The organism is Simkania sp. (genome assembly GCF_965215465.1).
Lineage (GTDB): Bacteria > Chlamydiota > Chlamydiia > Chlamydiales > Simkaniaceae > Simkania.
In genome coordinates, this window is sequence record NZ_OZ244056.1 from 544,787 (window position 1) to 559,790 (window position 15,004).

The 15,004-nt window shown below is 41.7% G+C and carries 14 protein-coding genes; all 14 read left to right on the forward strand.

Annotated features, from left to right (window positions below; translation table 11 throughout):
• Positions 1 to 476: 476 nt before the first annotated feature.
• The 14 genes from ACOOFG_RS02500 to ACOOFG_RS02565 all read left to right on the forward strand — a co-directional run bounded on the left by ACOOFG_RS02500 (position 477) and on the right by ACOOFG_RS02565 (position 14,995).
• The gene (locus tag ACOOFG_RS02500; protein WP_420422070.1) at positions 477 to 1,406 is read left to right on the forward strand and encodes a hypothetical protein; all 930 of its coding nucleotides are present in this window, start codon (positions 477 to 479) and stop codon (positions 1,404 to 1,406) included.
• A 15-nt stretch (positions 1,407 to 1,421) separates the two neighbouring features.
• Positions 1,422 to 2,261 (forward strand): hypothetical protein, encoded by an 840-nt coding sequence (locus ACOOFG_RS02505; RefSeq protein ID WP_420422071.1) that lies wholly within the window; start codon positions 1,422 to 1,424, stop codon positions 2,259 to 2,261.
• Between the two features lie 13 nt (positions 2,262 to 2,274).
• Complete coding sequence (locus ACOOFG_RS02510) at positions 2,275 to 2,736, forward strand: hypothetical protein (protein WP_420422072.1); 462 nt, start codon at positions 2,275 to 2,277, stop codon at positions 2,734 to 2,736.
• A gap of 24 nt (positions 2,737 to 2,760) precedes the next feature.
• Complete coding sequence (locus tag ACOOFG_RS02515; RefSeq protein WP_420422073.1) at positions 2,761 to 4,311, forward strand: hypothetical protein; 1,551 nt, start codon at positions 2,761 to 2,763, stop codon at positions 4,309 to 4,311.
• Positions 4,312 to 4,321: 10 nt separating this feature from the next.
• Positions 4,322 to 5,191: a hypothetical protein gene (locus tag ACOOFG_RS02520; protein ID WP_420422074.1), complete on the forward strand. Its 870-nt coding sequence runs from the start codon at positions 4,322 to 4,324 to the stop codon at positions 5,189 to 5,191.
• An 894-nt stretch (positions 5,192 to 6,085) separates the two neighbouring features.
• A complete protein-coding gene (locus ACOOFG_RS02525) occupies positions 6,086 to 6,787 on the forward strand; it encodes a hypothetical protein (protein ID WP_420422075.1) in 702 nt (233 codons plus the stop codon).
• 189 nt (positions 6,788 to 6,976) lie between these two features.
• The gene (locus tag ACOOFG_RS02530) at positions 6,977 to 7,615 is read left to right on the forward strand and encodes a hypothetical protein (protein ID WP_420422076.1); all 639 of its coding nucleotides are present in this window, start codon (positions 6,977 to 6,979) and stop codon (positions 7,613 to 7,615) included.
• 10 nt (positions 7,616 to 7,625) lie between these two features.
• Entirely contained in the window at positions 7,626 to 8,105 is a 480-nt protein-coding gene (locus tag ACOOFG_RS02535) for a hypothetical protein (protein ID WP_420422077.1), read from the forward strand.
• Between the two features lie 36 nt (positions 8,106 to 8,141).
• The gene (locus ACOOFG_RS02540; protein ID WP_420422078.1) at positions 8,142 to 9,536 is read left to right on the forward strand and encodes a hypothetical protein; all 1,395 of its coding nucleotides are present in this window, start codon (positions 8,142 to 8,144) and stop codon (positions 9,534 to 9,536) included.
• 19 nt (positions 9,537 to 9,555) lie between these two features.
• A complete protein-coding gene (locus ACOOFG_RS02545; RefSeq protein WP_420422079.1) occupies positions 9,556 to 10,416 on the forward strand; it encodes a hypothetical protein in 861 nt (286 codons plus the stop codon).
• Between the two features lie 292 nt (positions 10,417 to 10,708).
• Positions 10,709 to 12,076: a hypothetical protein gene (locus tag ACOOFG_RS02550; RefSeq protein WP_420422080.1), complete on the forward strand. Its 1,368-nt coding sequence runs from the start codon at positions 10,709 to 10,711 to the stop codon at positions 12,074 to 12,076.
• Positions 12,077 to 13,256: 1,180 nt separating this feature from the next.
• Positions 13,257 to 13,664, forward strand: coding sequence for a hypothetical protein (locus ACOOFG_RS02555; protein ID WP_420422081.1), 408 nt, complete (start codon positions 13,257 to 13,259; stop codon positions 13,662 to 13,664).
• Positions 13,665 to 13,714: 50 nt separating this feature from the next.
• The gene (locus ACOOFG_RS02560) at positions 13,715 to 14,554 is read left to right on the forward strand and encodes a hypothetical protein (RefSeq protein WP_420422082.1); all 840 of its coding nucleotides are present in this window, start codon (positions 13,715 to 13,717) and stop codon (positions 14,552 to 14,554) included.
• Between the two features lie 18 nt (positions 14,555 to 14,572).
• The gene (locus ACOOFG_RS02565) at positions 14,573 to 14,995 is read left to right on the forward strand and encodes a hypothetical protein (protein ID WP_420422083.1); all 423 of its coding nucleotides are present in this window, start codon (positions 14,573 to 14,575) and stop codon (positions 14,993 to 14,995) included.
• Positions 14,996 to 15,004: the final 9 nt, after the last annotated feature.

Here is a 15,004-nt window from a genome sequence, read left to right on the forward strand (position 1 = left end):
ACTATAATACGTCGTTTCAAACGCTTCTTACCTCACTCAGATAAAGGCCGCTTTAGATAGGCACTGCGTTTGTCTATGGTCGGTTTTGTTTGTGTGAAGGTGATGAAGTTTCTTTTTTTGCTTCATTGACTAACAGTTACTTAGGGAGTGTCGTCAATTACACGGCGTTGTCTTAGGCCTTCCTATGGAAAATTTCATCGTTGTCCTGCTTCGACAACCCAAGAGGGGTTGTCTGCATCGGACGCCTTGAACTTTTCTCATTGGAAGACCTTTTCCAACTGGTTTTAATTGGCAACACCCCCAAGCTTCGCTCAGCGCCAGAGAAGTCTGCAATGACCCTGGAGAACTCCTTAAACCTAAGTGGGTTTGAGAAGGCGTCTCTAGGCCATTAAAGGAGGGACTAGCCATCAGCTTGTGGGGAAAGCAAGCTGATGGCTGCCTGCCAGGGAAACTAGGAAAGGAAGGATAGGAAGGATATGAGCACAATTCCAGCAGTGCCGACAAGCTATACGACGGGAGGCCAATATAAAGCTGATGCAGGAGAGGTATGGGACAATGAGTTAAGTACGCTTGATACTTTGCCTAATGCTTTTGCTCAGCTCATCTACATCATGTTTGTGATGATGCCGACGAAGGAGAAATATATTGGAGGAGAGATGGAGTATCAGGATTACCTGATGGACCAAGTCACCGACCAGTTGATGCCTCGTCTGGATAAAATCAAGGACGATTTTGACAGCATTACAGGGCTTAGCCCCGAATGGGTTGAAAGTCAACTAAAAGGCTTTCAGATGGGTGTAGACCCCGGGCCTTGTCCGGGATCTGATGCTGTTACAGAGGCGAACGCGATTTTACAGTTGGTTTATACGAACCCAAACCTAGCATCTAACTCTCAACTTCAAGCGAATGTGACCAGTGCGATCTCAGATTTAATGACGGTAGGTGAGATGTATAACGGGAATAACAATAATTTCGTTCAAATTGTGATGGTTACAGTCCCCATGAACGTCACTGTGAACGGTAAAGAGGAGACGGTAGATGTCCCTCAGATCCAAGGGCAGTGGCGCGCCAACAGTAGTGACTCTGATTGGCAGCCTATGAGCGTTGATGGGACTGGATGGGCACTCGAAGCGTATTGGAGTGGAACTTTTGCTTACACTCACTTTGGTAGTGGTGATCAACAAGGAACAGGTCAAGGGCTGAGCTCGTATGAAAACATGCTTCAGCAAAAGACAGCAGATCTGAACGAACTCTCCACAAATTTTACAGATTTTTCAAAAACAGCAACATCTGTCTTCCAGTTTTTTATGGGAGAAGAAAAGCAAATGCTTTCGATTTTAGATAATTGTCTCCAAGACATTTCTAAAGGAGAGCAGCAAGCCATTAATAATGAGATTACTTCGTAGAAAAGGAGGAGGATTATGAGTTCGGTACAAACTAGCTATTATAGTCCTGATTATTTTAAGGAGCAGGCGAACCAAATGTGGGAAAGTGAACTCAACACACTTGATACTTTGCCTAATGCTTTTTCTCAGCTTATCTACATCATGTTTGTGATGATGCCGTCGAAAGAGAAGTCTATCGGTGGAGAAATGGAATACCAGGACTACCTGATGGATCAGGTGTCTCAAGAATTGGTGCCTCTCCTAGATGATATCAAAAACGATTTCAATACAATCACAAGTGATCCTAGTAATACGGCAGCCAATGAGGTTGCTGGTGCAAATGCGCTTGCAGCAGCACAAGAAATTCTGTACATCCTCTACACAAATCCTAATTTATCTTCGAATGCGCAACTAGTGGATGGTGTGACAAGTGCATTAGAGGGGTTGTTTGCTTATGGAACAGTGGGACAAGATGAGAGCATCCAACTCGAGCCTGTCACTTATGAAATTGTCATTGATGATCAATGGGAAACAGTTCAAGGAGTCCAATTGGTTCCCTATTCCTGGTCTACCCCATATGGAGATGGTACTGGCGGTGGAATAGAAGTTGAGTCCTATTGGACAGGATCAACTGTGGGTGTGTCCTCTTCAGATCCCGACCCAGATCATCTCAGCGCTTATGAAAGTGAGCTGCAACAGTGGACAGCTGACCTAAACGAAATTTCAACAGATTTTACTGATTTTTCAAAAACGGCGACATCTGTCTTCCAATTTTTTATGGGAGAAGAAAAGCAAATGCTTTCGATTTTAGATAATTGTCTTCAAGACATTTCTAAAGGAGAGCAACAAGCAATTAATAACGAAATTACTTCTTAAGAAAGGAGGGAAAATGAGTGGATTTCAACCCATGGGTAACGTGATCTTAGCAACAATGGAAGCGTCGGTCCAGCTTGCAAACTCAGAGCAAAACGATTTGCTCTATACAGCTAACATTGCGATTACCATTTCATCAGGATTAAGTAAGTTGATGCAGCAGCAGCAGGAAACAGAGAGTGCCATCATGCAAGGTAACTATGGTTCAGGAATTTTTGATGGTTACGACTCAAATAATGATCCTGGATTTCAAGATAGCAGCAATGACAATGCTGTCCCTTTGACACAAGCTTGTTTGAGCGCGGCTCAATCTGGATTCCAAGGTTGGATTTCGTCCTTAACAAGTGTCATGTCGGCAATGACACAACAAATACAAAGTGCTCAGCAAACGATTTCACAAACATTTCAGTTCCCACAACAGGTATTGGAATTGCAATCGTTTACAAGCCAACTTACAAGCAACCCAATGACGGCCTAAAACAGAAGAAAGGAGAAAAAATTCATGTCAAATGTTCAACAAACAAATTCTATCCATTTTAATTTAGTTCCAGAAGGAGAGAAAGGGAATCACCGCACTGCAGATGCGAGTTCAGCGATCTCGATTTTAAACAACTTGCTCCAAAAACTCGCTCATTCAGGAGCTTCTCAAGATACGCAATCACCTCAACATGAGCAGCTCAGTCAGCACCTGGGAAATTTAATGAACTCTGTGGAGAATCTGGCTCAGCAGTCGAGTGCACCTCCAGCTTTAGGAAAACAATTGCTTTTAGAGTTACTTCTAGCTGTGCAACAAGTTCAAGAAGTGCAATCTGAAACAACACTCGTGAATTCAGAAATTGAATCGAAGGGCTCTGAAGCAGCAACTCAAAACGCAGCAGAGCAATATAAGCAAGTGATTGATGAAGTTCACGAACAAGAAAATGAACCATGGTGGAAAAAAGCATTAAATATCATTGTGAAAGTCGTTGTACCAGTTGTCTTGATTGCAGTTGGTGTTTTAACAGCTCAGCCTGAACTTGTTTTAGCTGGAGCGCTTGTTGCTGTCATGGCCGATACACCTCTCATGCAAGATCTTACTCAAGGCTTTGAAGACCTGTTAACAGATATGGGAGTTTCCGAAAGTGATGCTGAGTGGATTGCAGGAATCTTAACGGTTGCCACTGTTGCGATCACAACTGCCGGAGTTGGCTGTGTTGCAGCTGTTGAAGTTGGTGTTGATGAAGCGGTCGATGTTGTTGCAGATGTGGGCGAAAAAGCTCTGACTGATGTGGCAGAAGATGCGACAAGTGATCTTAGCGAAACAGTTGACGATGTGACAAAGTCATTAAGTGATACTGACGGCAAAAAAGAATCGAAAATCTCTTTCAATGGCAAGAAAGTCAAGAAAGCGGCGTACATGGGAGGCTCTATGGCAATGAGCCAAGAAGCTTCGACGATTTCAGCAGGAATTTTTGATAGTCTTCCGATTTCCAATCCTGAAGTGAAAAAGATTCTCCAAGCTTTAACAACTGTTCTACTTGAGCTGACTGCAGTTGTCGGGCTTGTGGTTTCTGGTGGCATGTCAGTTGCCAGTGATGCAGGATCTTCTTCTGCTATTTCAAAAGGCATTGAGAAATTAACCCAGGGTGTGAGTGAGCTCGTCTCGAACAATATGCCTGAATTGGTTGATTTTGTCTCAGAATCTGCTTCAAGTCTTGCTGATAAAGTTCCAGAGGAATTTGTCAAAGTGATGGAAAAGCTAGCAGATAAACTTCCAGAAGCGGAAAAACTTGCGCGCTACACAAAAATGGGAGCTGTGGCTGTCAATGGAAGTGCTAGCATCACGAATGGTTTATACGACCTTGAGCAAGCAAATGTGACTGAAAACATCGGCGAAAGCTCAGCTGACCTATCCATGGAGATGGCAGGAGCTAAAATTGGTGAAAGCTCGATGAAGTCGAGTTTACAATTTAATAAAAGCATGACTCAAGCTCTGACACAGATGATGAATGCTGTTTCTCATTTCGGTTTTGTTGCGAGTGCTGAAGCACGAGCAGTTGCAAGTAATATTTAAGGAGGAAAGGATGACAAACTCAGTTTCAATGTCCAGTCTGGTTTTTAATGGAACAGCAGCGACAGCTCAAAATGCTGTTTATCAGATCATGGCGCTTTATTCGACAATGTCGTCACAGTACGACAAATTGATGATACTCGATACTGTTAGCTCCTACAAAAGTTCAGAGTCGACCGCGAAAAACACAGAAAAAGCGGCCGATCAGCAAGCATCGCAAACTCGAGATCAGGCCTTTGGTGAAATTGCTCTTGGAGGAATCACTCTTGGAGGAGTGGGACTTGCAATGACTTATTCGACATATGCTGAAAGAGACCTTACAGATGAGTCAAATGAGCTTAAATCGATGAAGAAGTATCAATCAGCGACAGAAGAAGCTCTCAAAAACGACCCAGGAAGTCGCTTGTCAAACTTTGCTGGTGAGGAAGATCTTGAAACTCAACAAAATAAAGCAAAAATTGACGAATTGAGCCATGCGTCGAACTTCTCTAAACGGATCTTTACGGAAGATAAAGCGGCAATCGATCTAGCTGATGAAAACGAGCTTAAGAAGGTTTCGAAGCACTTGAATAGTCGAACGAGTGATCTAGAGCAGAAGCTGAATGATGCAAGAAAAGAGATTAGCAAAAAATCTGATCGCATTGATCATGTCGCAGGTGCAGTTGGACAGATTGGACGGGCTTCTGCTCAAATGGTCGCAGCGAACCATCAAGAGGAAGCTGGTAAATACAAATCCCAGAAGGTCATGTCCGAATCAGGCGGCAAGATGATGGATCAGCTCTATCAGCAATCGGCGCAAAATGCCTCTAAGTACTTGGATCTAAGTCTGCAGCTAGTTGAGATTTTAACTGGCCTCCAGCAAGCTGACTCAAGTCAGACATAAGCCTTTAGAATTTGGGCTGTTATGCAACCCTATCTCCCCTCTTCAATTGCATAACAGCCCCTTTATTCAAAGGACGCTAAAGTTACATTTTTTCCGGGTTGTTATGCCTCCCAATCTCCCCTTCTACAAATGGATAACAACCCCCTTTTTAGCAGAATGCTAAAGTTACATATTTTTCCCCGGGCCGTTATGCACCCCCTATCTCCCCCTCTTCAAATCGCATAACGGCCCTTTTTTTTAGGTGCCTGGGATTGAGGAACTAATATTAAAAAAATGTTTAAAAAATAAGTATATGTTAATATTAATATAGATTTGAGTAACGAATAGAACCTAATAAAATATAATCTAATATAATAAACTGTTTATTAGGGTGCATAATTCTCTTAGTAAATTTTAATAAGAGGCCATAGGTTCTAAACCTGTCATCCAAGACAATTTGTAGAATCCTACTATTCTCGTAAAATTTACTACGCAGAATCATGCATTCGTGAGGCTAAGGTCTGAGCAAATCTTTTGATTTGCTGAGGTTAGCTGAAGCGTTATATAATAACGTGTCGTCTAGAGCGCTTCGCACCTTGAGAAAAATATCGCATCTGTCACATGCCCGTGTACGGAAGGGAATGTGTCGAGGAGTGCTATATTTTGAGGTTGCGTGGTCGCGTCTATTTGGATTTCTCGCGTCCTAAACCATTCTCTTAACAGCAAATATCACAAAAAGATCTTGTTCATATAGGCCCTTGCCTCTGTAGAGATAAACAGAGGGAGAAGGATATGACATTTCCTACGATGTATAACACAGAAAGCGCATGGAAGGTGCAGCAAAGTGAAGAGTTGTCTAAAGATATGGACACGCTCGATTCATTTGATAACGCAACACAGCAGTTGATGTTTATCATGACAGTACTTGCACCGGACCTAGGGGAGTCTGCCTCTGATTGTCTCGCTTGGCGAGCACATAATATGAACATCATTTCGCAAATTTTTGACTCAGATATCAATACCATAAGCAATAGCTATAACGATGTTATAAGTAACTCGGCTAATGGTGATTATTCACAAAACGAACAGGATGTCGATACCGCAATGGACGCTGCGAATCAAATGCTTTGGTATGCCTTCACGTGTCCACCATTCAGTGAAAATACTGATCTGCAAACTACGCTTGTGAATTCTCTATCAGACCTCTTTTGCGTCGACCCAGTGTATACCGATCAAACGATTACTTACGATGAGAATACTCCTAACGAGAGGACTGAAACAGTGTCAGTTCCAAAGTTTGAAGCTGACGGAGATCAGAATCCAGATGGTTGGAATAACGATACATTTACATCATATAATTGGGATGGAGAATATTGGGATGCAGAAGGAGGTCCGAGTACACAAGGATATCAGGGTTATCTTGGGCAGCAGTCTGATTGGAACCAAGACATCACGATGATGTCAGATAATGTCGATACCATTAGCGCTCAAGACCAAGCTATGATGCAACAAAACACCTCAATGCAAGAGCAATTGAATGGATCATGGAATGACATGATCCAGCAAAAGGCTAAGGGCGTTGCTTATCAAATTAGAAAAGAAATTACGGGGAGTTAATAGATGGTACAGGATCAATATATAACCACTCAAGGAGGTTGGGAAGCCCAACAGGAAACGCAGTGGACCAAGATGATGAATAAGCTGGACACGTTGCCAGCACAAGCAGCGCTTGAGTATATTTTTATGAAAATGGCTGAATTTATGATTGATTATCAGAATGGTGAGCAAGCTTGGGCAGGATATGACATGAATGCTTCATCCCAGGTTGAAACACAATTGAGTAATATCATGCTTGATGTCAACACGTGTGAAAATGGAAACGGGACAACAGACGATGTCGACGACGCAGTGAAAAATATGAATGATATACTTGTTGAAATGTATACAGACCCTGCGCTTTCAAATGAGGATACGATCAAACAAACGCAGAACTCAGGTGAAGATCTACTGGGAGGTCCTCCTAAAGACACAGATAATTACACTGTTCAAAAGCAGGAATGTGATGTCTATTACGACGGATCGGCCACGGCCACTGAGGTGATGGTACCTCAAATTACGTCTTATAATTCGCAGGCTATTTTAGATCAGTGGGATGGTTCTGAGTATGCAGTGGGTAATGGTGAATCACCTCCCCCTGCTGGAGGTTCAAGCAATCCCAATATCAATCCGACTGACCAAGGATACCAACTGTATGTATCAAAGCAACAGCAGTGGTCGAATGACTTAACCACCGTTGATGACAGCTGTGGAGAGGTAGATCAAATGGCTCAAGCAGAATTTAGCCAGGCGCAAAGTAATCAGAAGTCACTACTTGGGACGCTCAAAGACGCACTGAGTGACTTTGTGAAGAACCAAAGCTACTGGAACCAAAAAGCAGGAAATTAAGGAGGAGAAGATGGCAGATTCACCGGATGCAGTTTTTACAGTTCCCGAGAATGCTCAGCTCTATGTGATGGAAGCATCGGATAATAAAATTTCAGCGGACTCGGTATTGAACAATGCTGTGATTCAACTTGCGATCACAGTGTCAAACGAGTTGGAAAACATTTCGGAATGTGAAATGACAGATGTCAACGATATGATTCATGGAAATTATGACGGTTGGATGGACCAGGATGGATCTGATCCAGGTCTTTATGACGAAAATGGCAACGTTACCACTGACTCGGATTATATCAGCGTCACAACCGCATTAACTAGTGAAGCACAATCGGTGTATGGAGCACAAACTTCGACAGCACAAGCGACTGAAAGTGGCCTAACAGGACATGTGCAAATGATGCAGCAACGTATTCAGGCAGTCGAAAGCTTTATGTCAAAGGTTGTCGGTACGCAAGACTATACAGCAAGCTTGCTTCAAACACCACTTGGATAATAAAAAAACGAATAAAACGGAAAAAAAAGGTTTAAAATGTCAACAGTTACTAAAGAAAATTATAATTTAGTTGGTTCTCAAGATGCCGCGGCGGCAACAGATGCAATTAACGAACAAATCGTCGATCAAACAGTTGCAGCAATGGCTGATGGTTCTGACTTTGAATCTAAGACTCAAGGACCATCAGATGAGCAAATCGATGATTTGATTGATACAGTCAATAAGATTCTCGACCAAGGTGATGAACAAACTTACGAACTTTCTTCTGGAAAGAACGTGATGCTTCAGCTCATTGCAGCTTTGCAAAAGTCTCAATCAAAAGAGTCTCAAGCTTCAAATGTTGTTCAAGAGGCGCATAGTGCTACATCTCTAGCGAATGCAAAGGCGCAGGCGAGTGACTATAAACAAGACATCAAAGACATGAGCAAGAAGCACCACTGGTGGCACAAAGTTGCAGCGGTTGCAAAGAAGAGTGTTCCCTACGCGATGATAGTTGTAGGAGTTGTCACTGAACAGCCTGAGTTTATCGTAGCTGGTAGCATGTCGTTGTTAATGAAAACACAAGTCGTTTCTGGAATGACAGATGCGCTTGCATCAAAGCTACAAGAGTGCCCTGGACTTAAAAACCGTCCAGAACTCGCACACGTCATTGCTTCTGCAATCACTGTGCTTGCCATTACTGTTGTGACAGGTGGTGTGAGTTTCGGAGTTGGCGGTCTTGAGATGGTTGCAGAAGAAGGCGCAACTGAACTTGGAGATGCAGCTGCAGGGGAGCTTTCAACGACAGCGGAAGAGCAAGGGACACATCTCAATTTTAACACGGAAAAGGCTGTAAAAAAAGGAAAAACAGGTGCAAAGCTTGGGTTTTCTATGAGCCTTGCAAGTCAGAGTACAACATTTTCAAAGGCTATCGCGAGCTTAGTTCCTGAAGACGATAAGTTAGCAAGAAGAATGGTTTTCGTCATCTCTGAATTGATCATTATGGTGGCTTCAATGGGTGTTGGCTATAGCGGTTTATCAGATGCCACTGCTGCTGAATCGGAAGGAACATCTGCTTTCTCAAAACTGTCAGAACAGGCCTCAAAGGTTCTCGGAGAGGATGCAGGTAACATCATCAATAAAGTTGGAAACGTCGTTGATTTTGTTGCAAAAAACTCTAAAATCATCACGTCAGCTCTAATGATTATGACTGGTCTTGCGAATATCACACTTTCAGCTGGCCAAATGAGCTATGCAAATACGGAAGCAGCATTGGGAAGCATTCAATCTGATCTTGCGATCTTAAGTTCAGCAGAGTCGATTAATGAAGCAGGAATTGATCAAGAAACACAGGATCTGAAAAATTTTGTTTCAGCATTTTTAACAGAAGAAAAATTTGCGCAAAGCATGGTTGATGCTCGCAATTATTTATCACAACTATTAGCTCGGTAAATCGAAGGGGAGAAAGACTATGTTGAATGTAAACAATACACAAACTCAAAACAGTGTTGGAATCGTCGGTCAGACTTCTAGTTTGATTGCGCAGTTGCTTGAAATCTATTCGAAACTTTCAGTTGTCCACTCAGCATTGCAGCTTGTTGATACCAAAGCAGAACGTGCGACGGGTAAAAGCCAAGCTTCTAGCATCAAAGATGCTGCTGAGCATAAAGCGAGAGCCACGAGATGGCAGGCAGGTGCAGGCATGGTGGCTGGGACCATTGAGGTCGTTGGTGGTGCAGGATCAATGACAAAAACCTATTTTGACAACAAGAGTCTAGAAGGCGAACTCACAAACATTGGCAAATACAAAGATGAAGTTGACGTTTCTCTAAAGGGAGCTCGTGATGATGTTCTCTCGACTATGAAGAATGAGGACGAATTGAAAGATGCTCTAGATGTGAAGTCAGATATGAGGAAGTTGTCAAGACGCGATGACTTTAAGGGCTTAGATAGTGAGTCTGATCAGTTTAAAAAGGATTCAGAAACGATCTCTAAAGCTCAAACAGGAGACCTTGAAACGCTGGATAAACACTTAGACGATCTATCGGTAGAGAAGAAAAAGCAGATGATGTCGAATAACAATCATGACCTTGTTTCATTATATGCTCGAGCTTTTGGAGGAATTGCAAATGGTGTAGGTGGCATGTTTGCTGCAAACCAAACGACTAAAGCAGGTCTAGCTGAAGCGGATAGCTCTCTCGATCAAACTTCAGTGAGCATGCTGCAATCAGGCGTACAACAAGCTAGTAAAACGGCCGATAAGTACGCTGAGATGGCAAGCCAGATCATCCAGACGCTTGTACAACTTGCTCAAGTTGATGTCTTTAATTAAGACTCACTTAAGTAAATAAAAGGATTACTTCCTTTCTCTAGTTCTCTGGCCGCTATGCCAACCTTCCTTTCCCCCTCCCAAAATAAAGAAAGAGGGTGTAGCGGCCTTTTTATTAGAGCAAGTAAGTGACCAAAGAAGGGTTAACTTATAAGCAAAAATTACTTCCTTTCTCTAGTTCTCTGGCCGCTATGCCAACCTTCCTTTCCCCCTCCCAAAATAAAGAAAGAAGGTATAGTGGCCTTTTTATTAGAGCAAGTAAGTACATGTAAAGGAAAAAGAAGGGAGCTCTTAAATGAGCGTTACTTTATATCAGCAGTCAGAACAAAAAGTGAATTCAACTCCTCCAACACGAGCAAGTGAATCAAAAACAGGTATTGATTGGAGAGGAACAGCAAACACAGTGATCGAATATTCAATAGATGCTTTTTGCGTGATTGGCAAAGCTGCGTTTGGAAATCCTTGGATGTTTTCTGTTGAAGATCTGACAGGTCAATTGGAAGAAGGCACAAACTCTAGCGACTCCATTCGAGAGGTTTCATTGGAAAAGCCAAATTCTGAGCCTATGGCAGTGAACTCTACATATGAAAGTGTTCAAGAGAAAATTAATCAGCTATTAGACGTTGAACGAACATGCTTAAAGCACCTCTTAGAAATAACGAAAGAAAAGCATGGTGATGCAGATTTTATCTTAAGGAATGTGCGAGATGCGAGAGACTTATTCCCCGAAGGAATAAGTGACGATCAGATCAAAAGCGATTTAAACATGATGCTAAAGTGTTACCCAGACTTAAAGTTTAATTCAGAGGTTGAGAGCGCTCCAGCTGCTAACTCGGTAAAAGAAAGAGTTCAAGCTAAAATTAATCAACTGCCAGGAAATGTGAAAAAAGATGTCGCATCGGTTTTGCTAAGCTCAAAGAACAAGGGACGAGATGGGCAAGCCTTAAATGCGCATCATCCAACTTTAAGAGAGATGTTTTTTGATTCAGGAGCCAGTCAAGACGAAGTACATCATGGTTTGCAGTTAGTACTAGATGACTTGAGTGGGCTCTTTGGATCTAGCCTTTCAGTCGAAGATCCTAATACTCAGAGAATCCAAGGTTTTATCGATCAGCAGCCAGAAGGTTTGAAATATATCTTAGTAAATACCGTAATGGATGCTAGGAAAAATGGGCTAGATAGCAAAACGGTCAATGCTATGAAGGAGCTGTTTTATGACGAGCTAACAAGCGATGATCAAGTCTATAGCTACTTTAAGTTTATGATGGACAATGTGGCTACATTAAACTTTGGACACATGTATGGTGGAAATCGGGTTGTTCGACCAGAAGAAAATACTCAAGTGAAAGTGAAGGGAAAAGTAGAAGCCGCTCAAGTACAACCAGCCTTGAGAAATATGGGGCCCAAAAAGCGTTCCAAGAAAAAGGTGCGGTTTGCAAGTGTAGAAAATGGCGGAGGATCTTTAGAGAAAATCCATCCAGTCCCAAGACGAAAAAAAGGGATGAAGATTAAATCGACTCCAGAACAAGAGAGGCAACGGACAGAAGAGTATTGGAGAGGTCTTAAAAATGAAGATGGAACCCCAACTTATTCAGAGAAAGAGGTACAGGCTCATATGAAGCGATATGACGAAGAAGAGAGATGTAATGCCTTGAGAAACTGAAGCTTGTATCGATCCGTGTTCACGAGTGGTGATCAGAATCATGGCCAAGGGAAAAAACCTTGGCTTTTTTGTATTCTATTGGGAATCAATGTATTAGAGAAGTTTTGCTCTAAGAGTCAAATTATAAATGAGTTAGGAGGGGGTGGTTCATTTTTGATTTTTGAAGGAGAAGGTACCTATATATATAGGGGACTGGAGGGGGAGGCAATCTTAAGTTATTTATAATGAGTCTATTGGAAATTTCAGGGTGCTGAAAGAGAGATTTTATTCATTATAAATATCTATAAATTAGAGATTTGTAGGATAATTTAAATTTTTAGTTGATTATATATTAGGATTTGATAAAATAAAGATTGTAGGGAAGGTATATTTAATAAAGTTCTCTACGTATATAGATAATAAGAATTGTTATAAGTATAATAAGTTTACCATATCTGTTTTATATCACCTTAGTGTGTGAAATCGATGTATCTGCAATATTATATAATGCTTTAAACAGCAGATGCAGTTGATTCAGGCGCTATCATAAATTAAAGTTACAAATCAGTCACTTATGGCTGAGCGGAACTTTAGCACTTTTTTATTTTTATTTGCTTGCCCTTTAAAGGGTTGAGAAAGATTAAGTATAGCTGTGCGAGTTTAGATGCACGGTGAATCGATAGGGAATTGCAGGAGAGGAATCATTAGATTCTAAGACAGTTTTGGCACTTCCAGGAGCTGAGAGTAGGGGTACCATGGCACTGGAGGTCAGGAGCAGATTTTAGGTTTTCAGAGGGGGCTTTGTCAAAAAGCAGGAAGAGAGACCTAAGATCCAGAGCCAAGTGGGGCTATAGAAGAGAGGCATTCTAAGGGAGTCCCAGGTATTCTCGCTGAGGGGTATAGAGAATTTAAACAGCGAAGGTCGGCTCGCGCTCTAGGAAAAGACTCATAAAACCATCTATGAGAAGAGTTTGTTCTCGATCTCAGCTAGGATCGAGGAGAAGTAGGGAGTTTTTGTGCCAAAAAGTAGCAAATTTTTCGGGGATTGGGTCTGAAAAGTTTGGAAAATCTCAAATAAATAACCGGTTATTTGGGGGAAAATGTTGCCGGGGGTAGAGAAAGGAACGATTGAGGCATTGATTATAGTAGATCTAGGCCTAGTTAGATTTTTTCCTAAAAGATAAATAGGTGGTAATAATTTATGGATTATCAAGAATTATTGAGAGTTCTACAAGCTTTAGAAAGCGGTCAAAAAGATGAAAGGTTAGGCCAATTATTTAAAGGGTTTAAAGAACTATTAGAACTCCAACTTGAGCACAACAACTTAATGAATCAAAACGAAAAGCCGTCCATGGATACTCTGAAGACTCTTGTTTCTAAGATGACAGAGAATTTGGATCAGCTCCAGACAAAATACAGCGATTTTTGCGACAAATCAGGAAAGTCTCCAGAAGCGATGAAAGAGTATTTTTCTGATCCCAAAAATTTTACAACAGGAGCTTGGGAAGAATTACAAAACTTTAACAGAAAGTTTGGTATCGATAACACCCCACGGAAAATACCTAAGAAAAAGAAAAGAAGAAGAAAGAAAATGGTTGTGAATATCTAATTGGTGTTCATGAAGTAATATTTTAATAAAATAATAAAGGGGTAAGATTTATGTCTGGAGATGTTTCACAAATTCAACATGACTATGATCAGGTTGGAGCTGACGTCGGCGCACGTGACACGCTTTACAGTGAATACAAGCAAGATTGGGGTGTGTTTACGCAGATGTTTGCTGAAATGAAATCTGGGAAGATCAGTCCTGACTTGCTGATCAACTATTTCTTCTACATTTTAATGCCGAAAATTCTCGGAAAAACCGAAGATACACTGACAATTGTTGGTGACCAGCTAAACGTTCTTTCTGACTATCGAAGCTTGATTGCTCAGGCTCAGTCAGACTTCAACAAGTTCAGTGAAGGGAATGATACAGGATCTCAAGGGGATACGGATTATAATAGCTTGATTAGCTCTTTGACGCAGATTCTTAATGCCTTGAAGCTCGATAAAGGAAACGATACGGTCTTAGACTCCTCTACCAGTTCTCAGATTCAAGCGGCTGTCAATGCTCTTATCGGAGATCCATCTAAGGGAACAACAGGAGCGCTTAATAGCTGGAGTACGCAAGGGTTTAGCAGCGGAGCAGACTTCTTAAATGCTCTTTGGACACAGTCAAAAGAACCTAACAATGGCGGGAGTTCTAGCTCGGATGCTTTATCTTTAGGTGCTTTGGGTAGTACTCCGTCAATTCCTGGGGCTGCTGAGGTCATTAAAACAATTACAGAACAGTTCAACACTGTGAACACAGGTAGTAGTACGTTCAGTCAGGCGAAACAAACAGATGTCCAGTACCAATCGAGTGCTTTCCAGCAGCAGCTTGGTTTGGACAACAACGTTCTGCAAAACCGTGCGAAGTTTAATTCAGCAATTGTTCAGAATGAAAAAACTAGTTAATCAATAGAGGGCTTTAATATGGGAATGATACGTGTTGTAGACGCTATTGATAAAGGTAATATCGCTGACTACCAATTACAAGTTGCCAATATGATGACAACGATTCCAATTGGTATGGCAATGATGGAACTGCAAAATGCGTTTAACAAGATTTTGGAGGGCGATGTATCTAAAATTACACAAGATTCAACGAAAGATCCTAACGATCCTTCTAAGCGTTCTGCACTGATTCAGGCAGACGAGTTGCAGTACAAACTCGATAACGCAAAGATGGATTCATCGACTGCGGAATACCGAACACTATTTGATACATCAAAGCAACAGGTGACCTCAGATGTTGAGGCACAGAAAAACATTGTACAGTTAGATAACTCGGTCAATGGGATTATGTCAACTTCAGCTAATTTGGTCCAAAGAAGATCAAGTTACGGGAAAGCTTAATACTAATAG

Excerpts from the sequence above, each read along its gene's own strand:
- ACOOFG_RS02525 (WP_420422075.1), top strand. The coding sequence starts at position 6,086 with ATGACAGTACTTGCACCGGACCTAGGGGAGTCTGCCTCTGATTGTCTC.
- ACOOFG_RS02535 (WP_420422077.1), top strand. The coding sequence starts at position 7,626 with ATGGCAGATTCACCGGATGCAGTTTTTACAGTTCCCGAGAATGCTCAG.
- ACOOFG_RS02555 (WP_420422081.1), top strand. The coding sequence starts at position 13,257 with ATGGATTATCAAGAATTATTGAGAGTTCTACAAGCTTTAGAAAGCGGT.
- ACOOFG_RS02520 (WP_420422074.1), top strand. The coding sequence starts at position 4,322 with ATGACAAACTCAGTTTCAATGTCCAGTCTGGTTTTTAATGGAACAGCA.
- ACOOFG_RS02510 (WP_420422072.1), top strand. The coding sequence starts at position 2,275 with ATGAGTGGATTTCAACCCATGGGTAACGTGATCTTAGCAACAATGGAA.
- ACOOFG_RS02540 (WP_420422078.1), top strand. The coding sequence starts at position 8,142 with ATGTCAACAGTTACTAAAGAAAATTATAATTTAGTTGGTTCTCAAGAT.
- ACOOFG_RS02500 (WP_420422070.1), top strand. The coding sequence starts at position 477 with ATGAGCACAATTCCAGCAGTGCCGACAAGCTATACGACGGGAGGCCAA.
- ACOOFG_RS02550 (WP_420422080.1), top strand. The coding sequence starts at position 10,709 with ATGAGCGTTACTTTATATCAGCAGTCAGAACAAAAAGTGAATTCAACT.
- ACOOFG_RS02515 (WP_420422073.1), top strand. The coding sequence starts at position 2,761 with ATGTCAAATGTTCAACAAACAAATTCTATCCATTTTAATTTAGTTCCA.
- ACOOFG_RS02565 (WP_420422083.1), top strand. The coding sequence starts at position 14,573 with ATGGGAATGATACGTGTTGTAGACGCTATTGATAAAGGTAATATCGCT.
- ACOOFG_RS02530 (WP_420422076.1), top strand. The coding sequence starts at position 6,977 with ATGAATGCTTCATCCCAGGTTGAAACACAATTGAGTAATATCATGCTT.
- ACOOFG_RS02560 (WP_420422082.1), top strand. The coding sequence starts at position 13,715 with ATGTCTGGAGATGTTTCACAAATTCAACATGACTATGATCAGGTTGGA.
- ACOOFG_RS02545 (WP_420422079.1), top strand. The coding sequence starts at position 9,556 with ATGTTGAATGTAAACAATACACAAACTCAAAACAGTGTTGGAATCGTC.
- ACOOFG_RS02505 (WP_420422071.1), top strand. The coding sequence starts at position 1,422 with ATGAGTTCGGTACAAACTAGCTATTATAGTCCTGATTATTTTAAGGAG.